Origin of the sequence: Archangium violaceum Cb vi76, from assembly GCF_000733295.1 — a bacterium.
Taxonomy (GTDB): domain Bacteria; phylum Myxococcota; class Myxococcia; order Myxococcales; family Myxococcaceae; genus Archangium; species Archangium violaceum.
In genome coordinates this window covers 1-15,812 of the sequence record NZ_JPMI01000014.1, presented here as the reverse complement: position 1 = coordinate 15,812, position 15,812 = coordinate 1, and the positions used below count along the sequence as shown (strand labels likewise).

At 67.9% G+C, this 15,812-nt stretch carries 14 protein-coding genes and 1 pseudogene; 8 read left to right on the top strand and 7 right to left on the bottom strand.

Features of this window, described 5'->3' with window-relative positions:
- Positions 1–6: 6 nt before the first annotated feature.
- From Q664_RS02990 to Q664_RS02960, 6 genes are all read left to right on the top strand, one after another.
- On the top strand, positions 7–1,410 hold the full coding sequence (locus Q664_RS02990) for a WS/DGAT/MGAT family O-acyltransferase (RefSeq protein WP_043389672.1): 1,404 nt from the start codon (positions 7–9) through the stop codon (positions 1,408–1,410).
- Between the two features lie 192 nt (positions 1,411–1,602).
- Positions 1,603–2,265, top strand: coding sequence for a hypothetical protein (locus Q664_RS02985; protein ID WP_043389670.1), 663 nt, complete (start codon positions 1,603–1,605; stop codon positions 2,263–2,265).
- A 214-nt stretch (positions 2,266–2,479) separates the two neighbouring features.
- Positions 2,480–2,674, top strand: coding sequence for a hypothetical protein (locus Q664_RS57275; protein WP_152621880.1), 195 nt, complete (start codon positions 2,480–2,482; stop codon positions 2,672–2,674).
- Between the two features lie 19 nt (positions 2,675–2,693).
- The gene (locus Q664_RS02975; RefSeq protein WP_160174320.1) at positions 2,694–6,179 is read left to right on the top strand and encodes a hypothetical protein; all 3,486 of its coding nucleotides are present in this window, start codon (positions 2,694–2,696) and stop codon (positions 6,177–6,179) included.
- A 71-nt stretch (positions 6,180–6,250) separates the two neighbouring features.
- Positions 6,251–6,958 (top strand): hypothetical protein, encoded by a 708-nt coding sequence (locus Q664_RS02970; RefSeq protein WP_160174319.1) that lies wholly within the window; start codon positions 6,251–6,253, stop codon positions 6,956–6,958.
- Positions 6,959–7,477: 519 nt separating this feature from the next.
- On the top strand, positions 7,478–7,849 hold the full coding sequence (locus Q664_RS02960; RefSeq protein ID WP_043389664.1) for a hypothetical protein: 372 nt from the start codon (positions 7,478–7,480) through the stop codon (positions 7,847–7,849).
- A 21-nt stretch (positions 7,850–7,870) separates the two neighbouring features.
- Here Q664_RS02960 and rsgA read toward each other — a convergent pair whose 3' ends face one another.
- A complete protein-coding gene (gene rsgA / locus Q664_RS02955) occupies positions 7,871–8,884 on the bottom strand; it encodes a ribosome small subunit-dependent GTPase A (RefSeq protein WP_052517602.1) in 1,014 nt (337 codons plus the stop codon).
- Between the two features lie 57 nt (positions 8,885–8,941).
- Between rsgA and Q664_RS02950 the strand changes: the two genes are divergently transcribed.
- Entirely contained in the window at positions 8,942–9,985 is a 1,044-nt protein-coding gene (locus tag Q664_RS02950; protein WP_043389662.1) for an AbrB family transcriptional regulator, read from the top strand.
- A 13-nt stretch (positions 9,986–9,998) separates the two neighbouring features.
- Here Q664_RS02950 and Q664_RS02945 read toward each other — a convergent pair whose 3' ends face one another.
- On the bottom strand, positions 9,999–11,414 hold the full coding sequence (locus Q664_RS02945) for a sigma-54-dependent transcriptional regulator (protein ID WP_043389661.1): 1,416 nt from the start codon (positions 11,412–11,414) through the stop codon (positions 9,999–10,001).
- A 424-nt stretch (positions 11,415–11,838) separates the two neighbouring features.
- Between Q664_RS02945 and Q664_RS02940 the strand changes: the two genes are divergently transcribed.
- On the top strand, positions 11,839–12,585 hold the full coding sequence (locus Q664_RS02940) for a hypothetical protein (protein ID WP_043389660.1): 747 nt from the start codon (positions 11,839–11,841) through the stop codon (positions 12,583–12,585).
- A 13-nt stretch (positions 12,586–12,598) separates the two neighbouring features.
- Here Q664_RS02940 and Q664_RS60475 read toward each other — a convergent pair whose 3' ends face one another.
- The 5 genes and pseudogenes from Q664_RS60475 to Q664_RS58800 form a co-directional block, all read right to left on the bottom strand.
- Positions 12,599–12,844, bottom strand: a complete 246-nt coding sequence (locus tag Q664_RS60475) for a cytochrome P450 (RefSeq protein ID WP_160174318.1) — start codon at positions 12,842–12,844, stop codon at positions 12,599–12,601.
- 85 nt (positions 12,845–12,929) lie between these two features.
- The gene (locus tag Q664_RS51500; RefSeq protein ID WP_052517600.1) at positions 12,930–13,721 is read right to left on the bottom strand and encodes an immunity 49 family protein; all 792 of its coding nucleotides are present in this window, start codon (positions 13,719–13,721) and stop codon (positions 12,930–12,932) included.
- 48 nt (positions 13,722–13,769) lie between these two features.
- A complete protein-coding gene (locus Q664_RS02925) occupies positions 13,770–14,351 on the bottom strand; it encodes an imm11 family protein (protein ID WP_043389658.1) in 582 nt (193 codons plus the stop codon).
- A 12-nt stretch (positions 14,352–14,363) separates the two neighbouring features.
- The gene (locus Q664_RS02920) at positions 14,364–15,011 is read right to left on the bottom strand and encodes an AHH domain-containing protein (RefSeq protein ID WP_043389656.1); all 648 of its coding nucleotides are present in this window, start codon (positions 15,009–15,011) and stop codon (positions 14,364–14,366) included.
- Positions 15,012–15,029: 18 nt separating this feature from the next.
- Positions 15,030–15,812, bottom strand: a pseudogene (locus Q664_RS58800) (hypothetical protein); the annotation flags it as partial.

Genomic DNA, 15,812 nt, shown 5'->3' with positions numbered 1-15,812 from the left:
GCGTCTATGTCCGAGCGGATGCACCCTTCCGATGCGTCGTGGCTCCAGATGGAGGAGCCCACCAGCCTCATGGTCATCACGGCGGTGCTCTGGTTCGACGAGCCGCTGGACTGGGAGCGGCTGACGCAGGTGGTGCGCGAGCGGCTGGTGGAGCGCTATCCACGCTTCCGGCAGCGGGTGGTGACGGGAGGGCTGCTGGGGACGGTGCGCTGGGAGGACGACCCGGGCTTCCGCCTGGAGGCGCACCTGCGGCGCACGAAGCTGCGGCCTCCCGGAGACCGGGCCGAGCTGGAGCGGATGGTGGGCGAGTCCATGAGCACGCCGCTGGATTTCTCCCGCCCGCTCTGGGAGATGCACGTCATCCAGGGGTACGAGGAGGGGTGCGCGCTGCTGATGCGGGTGCACCACTGCATCGCGGATGGCATCTCGCTGGCGCGGGTGCTGCTGTCGCTGACGGACGAGCACGCGGATGGGAGCGGCGGGCGGGCCGCATACTTCGAGACGGTGGAGGAGGAGCCTCCGGGGACGCTGGGCCGGCTGCTGCGGGGCGCGAGGACGGTGGTGGGCTCGACGCGGGCGGCGTGGAAGCGGGGCGCGGAGCTGCTGGCCGAGCCCATCCAGCTCATGGACCTGGCGGTGGAGGGGGCGCGGGGGGCCTCGGCGCTGAGCCGGGTGCTGACGCTGATGAATGATCCGCCCTCGCCCTTCACGGGGGAGCTGGGCCGGGTGAAGCAGGTGGCCTGGTCCCGGCCGGTGCCGGTGGGGAAGGTGAGGGAGATAGGCCACGGCACGGGCAGCACGGTGAACGACGTGGTGATGGCGGTGGTGGCGGGCATGCTGCGCCGCTACATGGACGCGCGGGGACAGCCGCCCGAGGACGTGCGGGCGGTGGTGCCGGTGAACCTGCGCTCGCCGAGGGAGCCCATTCCACGAGCGCTGGGCAACCGCTTCGGGGTGGTGTTCCTGCCGTTGCCGCTGGGGCTGGTGGATCCGGTGGACCGGCTGTGGGAGCTGAAGCGGAGGATGGACAAGCTGAAGCGCTCGCCGGAGGCGGCGGTGGTGTTCGGCATGCTGTCCGCGGCGGGGCTGGCGCCGGCGCCGGTGGAGCGGATGGCGGTGGACATCATCCGGAAGAAGGCCTCGGTGGTGCTGACGAACGTGCCGGGGCCGAAGCGGCCGGTGTACCTGGCGGGGGCGCGGCTCGGGGGGGTGATGTTCTGGGTGCCCATGGCGGCGCGGCTGGGCGTGGGCCTGAGCATCTTCAGCTACGCGGGCCATGTGACGCTGGGCGTGGCGGTGGATGAGGGCCTGGTGCCAGAGCCGCGCGAGCTCATCGAGGACTTCGAGGCGGAGCTCGAGTCCCTGGCCGAGGCGGTGAGGGACTCCGGCCATTCCCGTCCGCTGCACTGAGCCCGCAGCGCCGGTGAGCCCGTCACTCATTGACGTCAACGAGTGCGTCGGCCAGCAGGTGTTTTCGCGGGGCACGCGCTCCTGCTCCAACTTGACCCCGCGAGTGGAGAGGGAAGACAGCTATGCCGCAGCCAGCTCGTCCTTGAATTCTGCGACACCGGGCCGAACGGCCGGACGCTGCTGCTCTTCCTCATGAATCCCGGCGCCAGTGAACCGAGGAATCCGGCCGATGCCGAGAACCACATCCGCATTGTCACCCACGCGTGTCAGATCCCCAGGCAGGCCGTCTGGCTGCCGACGATCCCCGATGCCACGCAAGCGCAGACCGTCCTGCTCATGGATGCGCTCGATTGTTGTCGCGCTGTCGTCGTGAACCTCTCCGATGTCTGCGAGGTGGACAGCAACAAGCTCTGCTCGCGTGTGAACGCCCTCACGAACAACACGCCCCCCTGGGACTCGCTCTTCCACGCTGAACGTCATGCCGAACTACGCAAGCTGGAGGCGAACGGCCCCTACGCGGCCATGATCGGCGGTTGGGGCACTCTGAGCCCGAAACAAGGATGCCTGCGGGACGCGGCCGTCAAGGCCCGGCACCATTTCCGGAACATCGTCGGAAAACCGCCCAAGAGGAGCTTCCAGAACCAGGGTCTCTGTCATCCCCGGCCGACCCCTAACTGCTGGCCGAAGCCGGACTACTACGTGGACTGGCGCAAGACGGTGGCATCGAAACTGAACCTCCCCCAGCGTGTCCAGACTGCACTCGGCACCATGCGCAGGATGGACAAGCTCGTGGACAAGGACCACATCTGGACTCCCGCCAGGAGCGACAGTCTCTCCATCGACCTGGGCGAGTGAGGGCGAGCAGGATGGGGGCCCGGTAACACGTAGGACCACGGGCCATCTTCCCAGGCGGTTGTCGTTTCGAGGGGCACCCGGCATGGAGAAGGACTACGCGCTCGTCACCCGGAAGCGTCCTGACGGGGACAGCCTCGGCACATGCTCGCTGCCCCGGCCTCATTGGGCCAGAGTCTTCCAGGCCCTCCTGGTTGCGAGCTGCCTGGTGGTCAGCATGAGCGCGGCTGGCGAGGAGTTGCGCCGGGTGAAGGTGCCGCTCTCGGTCAAAGCGCATCCTCCGGACGTAGCGCTCGGCCCTCGTCTGGAGGATTGGCGCGGGGGCGTGCTCTCCCTGCGGGTGGTGGACGCGGGGCGCCTGGTGGTGATGGCAGGCGCGGGAAGTCATCGCCGCGGGTGCGCTTCGTTTTGACGAGGAGCAGTTGCTGCACGTGGACCCGCTCGGGGACTACCCGCCCGAGGCCCTGCCACGGGTCGTCAACCGCGAATCCGGGCGGGAGGAGGTGGAGGTAGACGTCCCGGAGGGAGTGGGCGCCGGAGAGCTGCTCACCCTCACCTATGCGTGGGACTGGTGGTTCCACACCGGCAAGCCCGCCCTGGTGCGCACCTGGCGCCTCCCACCCTTGGAGGACATCCCTCCAGAGTGGCTGGAGGACGAGCTGTCCGAGCCCGAGTGGGAGGACGCACCGGAGGACGAGGACGGCGCGCTGGCCTTTCTCTCGCCCCAACGGGCTCCGCTCCCTGTCCAGGTGGACCCTGCGCGGCCCGAGCTGCTCTGGGTTCCCGGCCACGCCTCACGAGAGGAGCTCGCCTCGCGCCTTTTCGGGGATGCGTCCGCTGGGGACGCCTTCGCCTTCGAACACCCCATGGCTCCACCTGTCACCGGGGGCGGGCCACGCGTCTGCGTGCGCGTGCTCCAGCCAAAAGCGCTCCTGCCCGGGTTGCTTGACGCCATGCGCGGGGCCCTGGACGCGCAACTGATGGCGGACACTGCGTGGACCCGCTCCCAGCTCTCGGTGCCCTCCCTCGACAAGGCCAGGGCCGCCGCGCTCGTGGAGAGGGGCCTGCGCTGGTCCCAGCGCTCGGACATCCTGGACGGCACCGGGCAGAGCTACTTCGACCGCTACCTCGAGGTGCTCGCCCCCTGGCGGGACGAGCCACTGCGTTCTCACCTGGGGGACACCCCGGCCCGCGACTGGCGCTTCCTGGGCGAGGCCTCCGAGCCCTTGCGCAAGGCCATCGCCCTGCGCTCCCTGCGCTGGAAGACGGGCTACCACGTCACGGATGGCTCGCCCGCCCTCCAACCGGGGGATGTGGTGGGCCGTTTCTATTTCCCGGACGGCGACAGCGTCCAGGTGGACCTGCTGGAGTTGCTCACCGAGGACGCTTCCCTGGAGCGCGCGGAGGTCCGGCTGCGCAACCTCGCCTCCAACGGCCCGCGCATCCTCATTCCCGGGGAGGATGGGCGCTGGCGTGGTTACAGCGCCGACTTCCGTCTCGCCGCCGGTGCTCCCGAGCCTCTCGAGCACCCCCGGGGCCACTTCTACTGGTACTACCCAGGCATCATGCTCATCCGCCCGGGAGACTGGCAGCTGGGGTCCGGCAGCGGCACGGGCGAAGTGGCGGCCCTGCGGCGGGCGATTCTCACCACGGCCCTGGCCAGGGCCACACCCGAAGCGCCCCAGCCCCTCTTCGGGTTGGACCATGACGTGCTCTCCCTGCTCACGCCGGAGGAGCGCCGGGGAGTCTTCGACACCGTGCTCACGGGGCCCGAAGCCACTTCGGGTCTGGAGGGGGAGGCCGTCCACATGTTGGGGCGGGTGGTGCTGTCCATGCCGGCCCACGAGTTTCCCGCCCTGGAGCGCCAGCTCACCTCCAGCGGGGTGCTGGACAAGCTGCTGGGCAGCAACGCGCCGGACAAGGTGCTGCTGGGACGGGCCTTCACGCAGAAGGCGCTGGCCTCGTTTCCCCTCGTGCTCGGCTCGCTGGAGTCCCTGCCCACCTTCCACCTGGGGCGCGAGGGCGAGACGACGCACCTGTTGAACGTGCCTGCCGGGCTGGTGTCCACGAAGCTGGTGGCGCCGGAGGTGTGGGACATGAAGCAGGGAGTACGTCTGGGAGCCGAGCCCGCTCTGCCGGGGGAGGTCGCGGGGGCCTCCAAGCGGGTGGCCCTGTACTTCGAGGCGGTGCGGCATGAATTCCAGGCGCGCTACCTCTCCTCGACGGAACCGGCCACACGCAGCCGAGCCCTGCACCCGCTGGAGTGGGTGCGCGTGGAAGTCCACGGGCCTCAGCCTCGCACCCACCTCATGACGGCCATGGAGCTGGCCCTGCTCGCCTCCCTGCCGGACACCTCGCTCTTCTGGGCGGCGTTGGGCCGCATCGGTGAGCTGCACATGGTGTACGGCGCCGTGTCCGCCCTGGCCCGGGCGCCGTTGCTGGCGGGGATGACGGCCACCGCCGCGCGAGACGGCACGAGGGCGGCGGCGCAGCGGACGGCGGTGGGCCAGTTCCTCGGCCGCATGTCCCTGGTGACGACGCTGGCGATGGTGGATAGCTACCGTGACGAGCTGTCCCGCACGCCTGAAGGACGGGCATTCCTCGCGGTGCATGACCTGGCCATGCTGGGGCTGGCCGGGAGGGACATCTCCAAGCTCGCCACGTCGGGCATCCTGCGCGAGCTGGTGCACCGGGGAGGGCGGGTGTTGAGCCAGTCCGGCGCTCGGGCCTCGGCTGGACTGCGCGAGTCAGTGGAGTCCATCCAGGCCTTGGCGAAGACGTTGGAGCGGATGCTCGCCGAGGGAAAGGCCGTCGCGACACCGGAAGGACTGCGGTTTCCCTTCCCTGGTGGGGCCGAGGCCTTCAAGCAGGCCTTCTTCGCCATACGGGGGGAGATGGCCGCGGCACGGGCCCTCGGTGGCATTCGCGGCGCGGGGCTCGCGGCCCAGGAGGCCGAGAAGACGCTGGAAGCGCTGAATCTGCTGGCGGCGGAGAGCCAGGAGATGGCGCTCGCCTACAACGCGGTGGCACGGCGCGCGGCGGCCCTCCCAGCGGACAAGGCCCAGGCGTATCTCGCCGCGGTGGAATCGCTGCTCGCCTCCGCCCGCGGTGCGGCCAGGCCGGTGCTGGCGCAGCTGCTGAGGCGCTCAGGAGCACCGAGCCTGGCGGACCCGCTTGCCTTCCTGAAAGAGGCCGAGTGGCTCGTCAGTCACCCGGAACTGGAAGCCGAGGCCGTGGCTGAGCTGGCGGGAAAGGCGCGCAGGGGCAGCGTGGACCTGGGCTGGCTGCGCTCGACGGGTCTGCCCACGGAGGAACTCAACTTCATGGCCAGGAACGAGAAGACGGCTTGGAGACTGTTCCGACGGGCAGCGGCGGAACCGGGGGATTTGAAGGTGCAACGGCAGGCGCGAGAGCAACTCCGAGGCATCGCGGCGGAGTTGCTGACAGAGCGCAGTGCGCGGAATCTCTTCCCGGGCTTCCGGCTGATCGGGCGGCAGGTGAAAACGAAAGACGGGCATGTCATGGACAACGTGCTGACGGCGATGACGGGGTCGAGGCTTCAACATGGGGTGGAGGTAAAAGGTTGGAACGAAAACCGGTGGCGCAAGGCGCTCGACACCTGGCTGGCGAGGCAGGACGGCGCCAGGCTCGACGAGCAGCAGGAGAGGCTGATGGAGCAACTCCAGCACCTGCTCGACCAACTCGCGGATGCGGCAAAGGCACCCCGAGGGGAACCGTTCCTCGTCAGCACAGACAAATTGAGCGGTCCAACCAGAGTCAAGCTGAATGTCTTCCTCGCGGAGAACGCACCGGGCACAAAGCTCATTCAGGTGGAGGAGGCGAAGATTTTGGAGAAGACGAAGCAACTGCGCACGGCGTTCAATCTGCCGGAGGACTTGTCCGGAGGTGCGCCATGAGCCGGTGGCCTCTCTGGGCGATCCTGGCTCCAGGCGAGCCCGCATGGCTGGAGCGCCGTGCGCGGACCATCGTGATGACGGAAGAGGACGAAGAGGACGGAAAAGAGCAGCCCTTCGAGGTCATCGTGGGCAGTGGCCGTTACCAGGCCATCGTGAGCACGGAGGCCAGCTACGTGGGCGCCGAGATGCAAATCGCCGAGGCCCTGTCGCTCGAATGTGATGAGACCGTGTACTCGATCGAGCGCGCCAACGATCCGTGGGCCGTCATGTCATGGCGGAACGGTGCACTCGAGGTTCTGGAGGTGGGCCCAGAAGGCCTGGCGAGGTCCCTTGGGTGTCCGCTTCCAGGAAGCGAGAAGACGTCGGATCGAGCCGCGAGAAAGCCGTTGCGGCATGTCGCATTGGTGGAAGGAGTCCGGGCGCAGGAGGCACCACGTGTGCTGGAGGAGGCCGGCGATCCATTGCCTCCGGAACACTATCGATTCGAGGACACACCGCGAGGGCTCCGCGTCTCCAGCGGAACAGGCAACATCGGCTTCGCTGACATCACCCTATCGGAGCAACTTCCAAATGCGACCGCCTATGGAGTGATTGCCTCTCCAAGTCTGGATGTTTTTATTGTCTACATGCTTCAGGGAGGGGAGTGCATCGGACAGTTCGCGCACCCGCCTGATGGGTTTCCGTCCTTCCCTGTTGTTAACGACATCAAGGGCGAGCGCTCTCCCGAGCGGATCCTCGCGGCGCTCGGTATTCCGGCGGAGTGGTTCCGGGAGGAGTGACGGGGACCGGGGCCGCCCCTGGCCGAGGCGGTGAGGGACTCCGGCCATTCCCGTCCGCTGCACTGAGCCCGGACGGGTCCGCACCTGGGAGAGCGGGCAGGGGCATGCCGTGCTCACAAATGACGGCCCGGGTGTCTGTCTTCCCGGAAGACTCCACTTCCAGAGGGTGGCCCAGCGTCATGTATTTCGAGCAGCGAGAGGAGACCGTGAGACCTGCCCACGCCCGGCTGTGCGCGTGGCTTGTCCGGTACCTCATGCTCCAGGGCAACGGGGCGTTCATCCCCGGAATGCCCCGGGCTGGCCGGGCCACTCCGCCGCGCTGCCGCTGAAGCTCGCGGCGGGGTGGCCACCAGCTCTCCCATCTCCCTTGTCCCATCCGGCCCATGCCCGTCGGGCTCCTCCGCCCGAGGTGCACCTCGCCCGCTTCGCTCTCCCCATGAGCCGGAGCCCGGGCAGGAGTGCGCGCGGTCACGTCCCGGTCTTCTCCGTCGACGCGAAGTCGACGCAAAGGAGGGCGCCATGTCCACCCATTCTCATGCGCAGCTCGTGAAGGTCCTCGCCTCCCGGAACACGAGGACCAGCGCGGTGGCCCTCATCGTCGCTGGCTCGCTCGTCATCCACGCCGCGCCCCCCGAGCGTTTCCTCACGGCGCTCGCTGGAGGCTCACTCGGCTTCTCGCTCCTGTTCGCCTGGCTGTTCTTCCACAGTGGTCTTCGCCAGCTCCCCGAGAGACAGCGAGGCCCCTTCCTGCTCGTGGTGCTGCTCGTGCTGTCCACCCTGCTGGTGGTGCAGGCCTGGGCCGCGCTGCGCCTGGCCACCGAGGTGCTCCACTCCCAGGAGCCACGGGCCCGGCACGTCCAGGGCGCGGGCGGGAGAACGGGTGATGGATGAGTTCCACCCGGGAGGTGACACCTACCGGCCGCGCCTCTTCTGGGAGTCGTTGAAGGAGCGCGTGGTCTCCTGGACGAGCTTGCGGAAGTTCTCCAGGCGCTCCGGGGCGAGCTGTCCGCTCCGGAGCGCCTCGCGGACGGCGCACCCCGGCTCCTTCTCGTGGCGGCAGTCGTTGAAGCGGCACCCGGCCGACAGCTCCTCGATGTCGGTGAAGGCGGTGCGCAGGCCCTCCTCGCTCTCCATCAGCCCGAGCTCACGCATGCCCGGCGTGTCGATGACGAGGCCTCCCTGCGGCAGCACGAACAGCTCGCGGTGGGTGGTGGTGTGCCGGCCCTTGTCGTCCTCGCGCACCGCGCCCACCTCCATGCGCGCGGCGCCCACCAGCCGGTTGATGAGGGTGGACTTGCCCACGCCCGACGAGCCGATGAGCGCCACCGTCCGGTTGCCGCCGATGTACTGCCAGAGCGCCTCAATCCCCTCTCCAGTGACGCTGCTGACGGTGTGCAGCGGGACGTCCGGAGCCAGGGCGGCGATGCGCTCGCGGGCGGCCGCCACGTCCTCGCACAGGTCCGCTTTGGTGAGCACCAGCACGGGCTGGGCCCCGCTGTCTCCGGCGACCGCCAGGTAGCGCTCGAGCCGCCGCGGGTTCAAATCCCTCGTCAGCGCGGAGACGAGGAAGACCACGTCCACGTTGGCGGCCACCACCTGCTCTTCATCCGCCCGGCCGGCGGCCTTGCGGGCGAGCTGGGTGCGCCGGGGCAGCACCGCCTGGATGACAGTGGTGCCCTCCTGGAGGCGAGGCTCGAAGGTGACCCAGTCCCCGACGACCGGGCGCACGGACTGTCCCTTGCGGATGGCCATGCGCAGCCGCCCCGGGATGGTGGCCCGCATGTCTCCTCGCGCCGAATAGAGCACGTACTCCACGCCGTAGTCGGCGCCGATGCGCGCCGGCTCCTCGACATCGCTCGCGCGGGAACGCCAGGCCTCCTGGAAGGGGGGCCCCCAGCCGAGCTTCTCCAAGACATGCTCATCCATACTCATGCGCCGCCCAGACTATGCCCATCCCGATGGGGTTGGGGTAGGGAGACTCTCATGGCGAAGGACTCGCGCGTGTGGGCGGTGACGGCGGCGACGCTGCTGGGCGCCGCCCTGGGCGAGTGGACCCATGTGCCCGCCGGGGCGCTCCTCGGCGGCATGCTGGTGTCGCTCGTGGCCGCCCTCTCCTTGTCCGTCCACGTTCCCGTGCCCCGGCCGCTGCTGCTGGCCGCGCAGGCCATACTGGGCGCCGCCCTCTGCTCCTCCTTCCAGCCCTCCGCGTGGAGCGCGCTCGCGGAGAACTGGCTCGTCGCGCTCGTCAACGTGGTGGGAGTGGTGGCCATCGGCCAGGCGGTGGCGCTCGTCTTCGCCCGGCTGGGCGGCGTGGATGTCCGCACCGCCACCCTCGGGCTGATGCCGGGAGGGGCCTCGGCCATGGTGGCCCTGAGCGAGGAACTCGGTGCCGACTCGCGACTGGTGACGCTCTTCCAGTACCTGCGCCTGGGCGTGGTCATCGTCGTGGCGGCGGCCGTGGGCCGGTGGTCGGGCACCGTGCCGGATACGCAGGTGGCCACCGTCGCTTCGCTGCCCGGCGCTCCTTCTCCCCTGGTGGCGTGGGGCACCACGGCCCTCGTCGCCATCATCGGAGGCGCCGCGGGGACGTGGCTGAAGCTGCCCGCGGGGGGCTTCCTCGGGCCGCTCCTGCTGGGCATTCCCCTCACGGCCCTGGGCATCCCGGTGGGCGCGTGGCCTCCGGGCGTGCTGCTCGTGTCGCTGTGGGCGCTCGGGACGCGCGTGGGCAGCCACTTCGATGAGGCGGCCGTGCACGAGCTCAAGCGCGTGGCACTGGGCGCCCTCGGGGCCGCGCTGGCCATGGTGGGCGGGTGCCTGCTGCTCGCCTGGCTCTGGTCCTCCGTGGGCGGCGTGGATCTGCTCACCACCTACTTCGCCACGTCGCCCGGTGGGGCTGACTCGGTGCTCGCCATCGCCCTCGGGACCCACGCCACCCTGTCCCTGGTGGTCGCCGTGCAGGTGGGGCGGCTCCTGCTCATCTTCCTCGTCGCCCCCGTCTTCATGCGCCGGCTGGTCGCGCGCCGGTAGGCCCTGGCAACCCCTACACCAGCCCGTGCTCCTCGAGCTTGTTGTAGAGGGTGCGCCGGCTGATGCCGAGCAGACGCGCGGCCAACGTGCGGTTGTCCCCGGCACGGTCGAGGGCATCCACCAGGGCCTGCCGCTCCATGTCCTTGCGCTGCGACTCCAGGGTGCGTCCCTCACTGCCAGCACCGCCCGGCGCGGGCATGGCCGGGGCGTTCGGGAAGGGGCTCGCGGGAGCGGGCGTCGGAGCCACGGGGACGATGCCCGGCTGCCGTGCCACCTCGCGCCGCACCTCGTCCCCGGTGAGGATGGGGCCGTCGGAGAGCACCACCAGGCGCTCGATGAAGTTCTGGAGCTGGCGCACGTTGCCGGGCCACGGCTGGGCGCGCAGGGCCTCGAGCCCGTCCGGCGTCAGCGTGAAGGGGGGCCGGCCGTTGGCCTTCGCGTGTACGTCGAGGAAGTGGCGCACGAGCGGCTCGATGTCCTCGGGCCGGGCGCGCAGCGGGGGCAGCCACACCGGCACCACGTTGAGCCGGTAGAAGAGGTCCTCGCGGAACTCGACCTTGCGCACCATCTCCTCGAGGTTGCGGTGCGTGGCCGCCACGAAGCGCACGTCCACCTTCAGCGTCTGCGTGCCGCCGAGCCGCTCGAACTCGCGCTCCTGCAGCAGCCGCAGCAGCTTCACCTGCACCTGGGGGGTGATGTCCCCAATCTCATCCAGGAAGAGGGTGCCCCCGTTGGCCAGCTCCACGCGGCCGGGCTTGCGGGTGGCCGCGCCGGTGAAGGCGCCCTTCTCGTAGCCGAACAGCTCGCTCTCCAGCAGCGTGTCCGGCAGGGCCGCGCAGTGCAGCTTCACGAAGGGCCCGCCGCGCCGGGGGCTGGCGTCGTGCACCGCCTTGGCGGCCAGCTCCTTGCCCGTGCCGGACTCGCCGCGCAGCAGCACCGTGGCCGTGCCCGAGGCGGCCCGCGTCAGCATCGCCTGCACCTCGGCCATGGCGGTGCTGCCGCCCACGAAGGAGCTGGTCTCCTTCACCAGCGGGCGCGCCCCTTCCTGCTGCTGCGCGCGCAGCAGGGCCTTGCGGATGCTGAAGAGGATCTCCTCCCGGTCGAACGGCTTGAGGGCGAAGTCCGCCGCGCCGGCCTTCATGGCCTCCACGGCCAGCGGCACGGTGCCGTGCGCGGTGAGGAGGATGACGGGGATGTCCGGCCAGGAGCGCCCCACCTCGGCCAGCAGCTCCATGCCGCTCATGCCAGGCATGCGCACGTCGCTCACCACCACGTCGATGGGCTTGCGGCCCAGCAGGGTGAGCGCCTCCTGGCCATTGGACGCCGTATGCACGGTGAGTCCCGCCTGGCCCAGCAGCGCACCGAGCACCTTGGCCACGGCGGGGTCGTCGTCCACCAGCAATACGTTTCCCTTCAGCAACTCGGCCACGGCGCTTCTTCTCCTGGGGAGGGGGGCGTTCCGGGGCCGATGCTACCGCGCCCTTCCTGGCGCGTCAGCGCCGCCGCGACGGCACACACCCGGTGTGAGGGTCTTCTTCTTCCCGGCTCCAGGAGTTCTGCTCGGACGGCGAGCCGGTGGGGAGCTCGCGCGGGGCAGGGGCGGCCGCGTGACGCTTCTCCGCTGCCGCTCCCCGCGCGAGCCATGTGTTCATTCGGCTCGCTCGTGCTCCAGTGTACTTCCCTTGTCTGTGAGTGTAATCTGCCTTGGCGGTTTGCTGTTCCCGCCGTGGAGGATGGCGCGTGCTGCCAGCCCGGTGGCGTCCGTCCGGACGGCGGTGTCCGCAAGCCGTGAGCGCGTCCCCTCCATTCCCAGGCGGACGCTTCAACCCAACCCCGTTCATGGAGGGCCGACCATGCCCGATACGCTTCGCCGAACTCTTTCTCTCTGGTGCTCCGGTGTGTTTTTGCTGGTGGGTTGTGGAGGTCCCCTCGAGGAGAGGCCGCCAGCGGCCGCCGAGCCCGTGGACACCCTGGAGGGGGCACTCTGTGCGGGGTTGAGCGTCACCTCGCTGAGCCTCCAGGGCGCGAGCTCGTACGAGGGGGTGATGGCCGCGAGCGGAAACTGGGCCGTGTCCACCTCGGCCAACGCGGTGAGGATGGAGTACTACGTCGATGGGAGCCTGCGCAGCCATGAGACGCGCACCGGTCCCTCCGGAACCTGGTACTTCAGCGCGGGGGGCATTGCCTGTGGCGCGCATCGCCTGGAGGTGCGTGCCTACGCGATGGTCATCGACAGCCAGAACAACAGCACCGTGTGCGTCGACGGCGCGAGGTCCTTCTCCCAATCCGTCAGCGAGGCCTGTATCCCCCTTGCGTCCGTCTCCTGCGGCACGGCGTTGCCGTTCGCGCAGTGCGTTGGCAGCGCCAGCGGCGGAGCCGGTACCCTGACCCCCTTCTGGCAGCAGGAGATCGACGGAATTCCCTTCGTCTGGCAACAGGGTAGTTCCTGGACGAGGAAGCTCGTCTGCCATGCGCCCTCTCCAGGTATGCCCACCCATCAGGTGCGGCTGCGGTTCAAGGTGCGCGACAGCGCGGGGACGGAGTCGGCCGTCGCCTCCAGCGCCACCTATGTCTGCGGCACAGACGGGTGGATCTTGTAGGCGCGGGGGGTCCCTACGTGTCCTGGACGTCCCAGGCGATGGGGAGGTGCTCGAAGCCGCGCAGCATGAAGTAGGGCCGGAAGACCGGGGCTTCGTCCGTCCGCAGCCGCAGGCCGGGCAAGCGCCGCAGCAACTGCTCGAAGGCGATCCGCCCTTCCAGCTTCGCCAGCGGGGCGCCGACGCAGAAGTGGATGCCCTTGCCGAACGCCAGGTGATGGCCACACGAGCGGGGCTCGCCAGTTCGCTGCCGCTGAACCACACGAATCGCGGGAGAGCAACGGAACCGGGGCAAGCCCGCCACCGGGCCCTGCCCTCCAGCGGACCGCTCCTGGGCTGGCCCTACTTCACTGGATGTTTGCCATCTCCGCGAAGAGATCATCCGGTCGACGGTGGAGCGGACCAACGCGGCCGACCTCAGGACATAGGGCATAAGGGTGCTTGGGGAGACGGAGACCGGTGCTCTCCGCGATCCTCATGAGCGCGAAGCCCTCCGTGAAGATACGGCTGCGAGGCTCGAAAGTGCGGACGTCGGCAAATCGGGCTCGCTCCTCAAGCTGCTCGGCTGCATGCTGTTCACAGAGCTCGCGGAATGCCTCGGCGAAGGTGTCCGCAGCCCCGGTCATCAGGGCTTGGCAGACCGCGAAACGCGTGGACGATTCCCCCTCCAGGACTCTCTCGAAACGCTCCAGGGTGTCCTTGCGTTTGGCAGCATCAGCACCGCTGAGCACGAGGAAGAGGAACAAGTGGTAGATGAAGTCATCCTCGTATTCGCCCTTCTGCACCCAGTCCATTGGCGAGAGCGCACCGATCTCCAGAGCCAGTGGGATGTCTCCCGCCGCAACCGCGCAGAAGAAGCCCTCACTGCGGCTCCTCGCGCAGCGGAAGTTTCCCGAGCTTCCCTCCCCCTGGCTGCGATGAAGGAAGTAGCGACGGGTAAGTCCGGACCAGAAGAGGTACCGCTGAAAACTTGCTTTGTCGACTGAGCCGAGAATCTTGCAACAGGCGATCGCCTGGAAACACAGCTCGGTCTCCTCGTAGGACTCACCAATCTTCGCGACCGGGTGTCCGGCGGCGATGACCGAGAGATGTTCCTTGAGTTGGTCGAGTATCCGCTTCTCTATCAGGCTCAACTTCACGGGCCCCTCCCTGGGTACCACGCTCCACCCCACCTGCGGGCATCTGCCTCAGCGTACGAACTCGTCCACTTCCTCGAAGCGAGCCCCGGTGAAGCCTTCGTCGAGGATCGCCTGCGCCAGCTTGCGATCAACCATGACAGCATGCTCGAAATGCCTGAGCCGGAACAGTGGGAACTCGCTATTGATTGCTCGGGGCTTGAGCACCAATTGCTCGCAAGCGCTTATCTTCTCCGAGTCGATCTTGTTCCACGTGATGTCTGATTTATCCTTGTCGATGCAATCGACGACCCGCAGCGGGTTCACGATGAAGTATTCGTCGCTCGCCACCTTCTTCTTGTGATTGATGATGGAGACCTGAAGGTATTCCACCTCGCGCGGCTTCCAGCTCTCGATGAGTTCCTTGAGCGGCTTGGAGACGACGATGATCCTGCCGAGGTTGCTGATATTGTCAGCCAGGGCAACGAACTTCTTGAACTTGGGGTCCATGTGAAAGCAGGCGTTCGCTGGGAACCCCTTGGCCCTCGGCACCCCTTTGGCGAGTTCGTACTCGTCCTCAACGTTCTGGAGCGACGTCAGAACGCAGAAGCTCTCCCCTACATCCCACTCCCAAATCAGCGGCAGCTTGCTCATGGATGAACTCCTTTACTTTAGCTTCTTGAATACGTTGACCAGCTTTTTCAGGGATATTCCCGGAGAGCGCGGACTGGGAATCCGTGCCATGGAGAAAGGGAGATGCCACGTCTTCGCGTAGGTAGGTTCGAAACGGTTCTGCCAGCCAAGCTTCGTTTGGGGACCACGCAGCCCGCGCTTCTCGAGCCGCGTACGAAATGTGTTGCTCGCGGACTCAAGTTCGTCCTTCAATTTTTTCACGTCGACGTCGTGGACCTTCTTCTTGGCGGTGAGCGTGCTCCACACGTTGTCCTTGAGGTAGGCGGAGACCTCTTCCCGATAACCTCCCCGCGTGTTGTGATCGATCTGGTGCGAGGGAAGGTTCTTGGGCTCCTTGCCGTCCGATTTCCGATACTGCTTGTTCAGCGGCAATCCCATCAGATTGTCTGGGTTATTGATATCCCAGGGAGTGACCCAGAGGCAGGCCTCGATGTAGTCCTTGAGCCCCGGCTTGTATTGTTCAGCCCGGGAGGCAATGGACTGCAGACAGAGGATATGGTGGATTTGCGAATACTCCTTCTTCTGGAAGCCACTGGCGCAGTTCTTCTGGTAGTTCGACGTCGCGTGAAGGATGGACTTGCGCTTCTTGTTTTCCTTCTTGATGTGTTTCAAGACACTCATGCACGCTCCTCCAGTGCGTCAACGCACTCGCACGCTGTGCTTCAGGACCATCCCGGCTCGTTGCCCGTGATAATCGGCGGCCAGGATCAGGGCATGGTGGCCCCGGCCATAGCCGCGGGCGAAGGCACGCGCGGCCAAGCCAAGGGAGAGGAGAGGGAAGGCCGTCCCTGTCTCTCCGAAGCTCGCTGCCGGGAGTTGCTGGGACCACGAGTCGATCTGGCAGCGCCCCCTGGCGCGCACCAGGGCGGTTCCCCACTCATTGGCCCGGTAGTGCTCACCGTTGATATCGAGGTAGATGCTGCCCTGCGGCAGTTCACTCGCGCCGGAGCGCTCCAACGCGCCCGTGATGACCTCCGCCAGCATCAGTCCGGTCGAGTGCCGTCTCGCGGCATGATTGTTGGGCTCGAACGCCGTGACTGGCTCGAACAGCACTGTCGTAGGATCCTCACCCCGGGTGCGCACCACGTCCGGTCGTTCCAGAAGCACGGCGACGCTGGCCTCACCCGGCATGAAGCCGACAGGATTGTCCGTGGTCTTGACCCGTCTGGCACGTAGCATGCGCTCTGCACGCCAGGGATCAACCAGAGAGTCACAGGCTATCACCAGCGCATGATTGTACTGCCCGCGCCAAAGCGCCTGTATGGCTTGCTGCAGCGCCTGGACGGTCCCATGCCGCTCCTCAAGGAAGATGCTGATCGCACCAGGGGGAAACTCGAGGCCTGTCTCCTCTTGTAGATATTCCACCAGCCGCTGTGCGCTCAGCAGCGGAGGGCCTGTCACTGGCACCGCGATGTTTTCGGG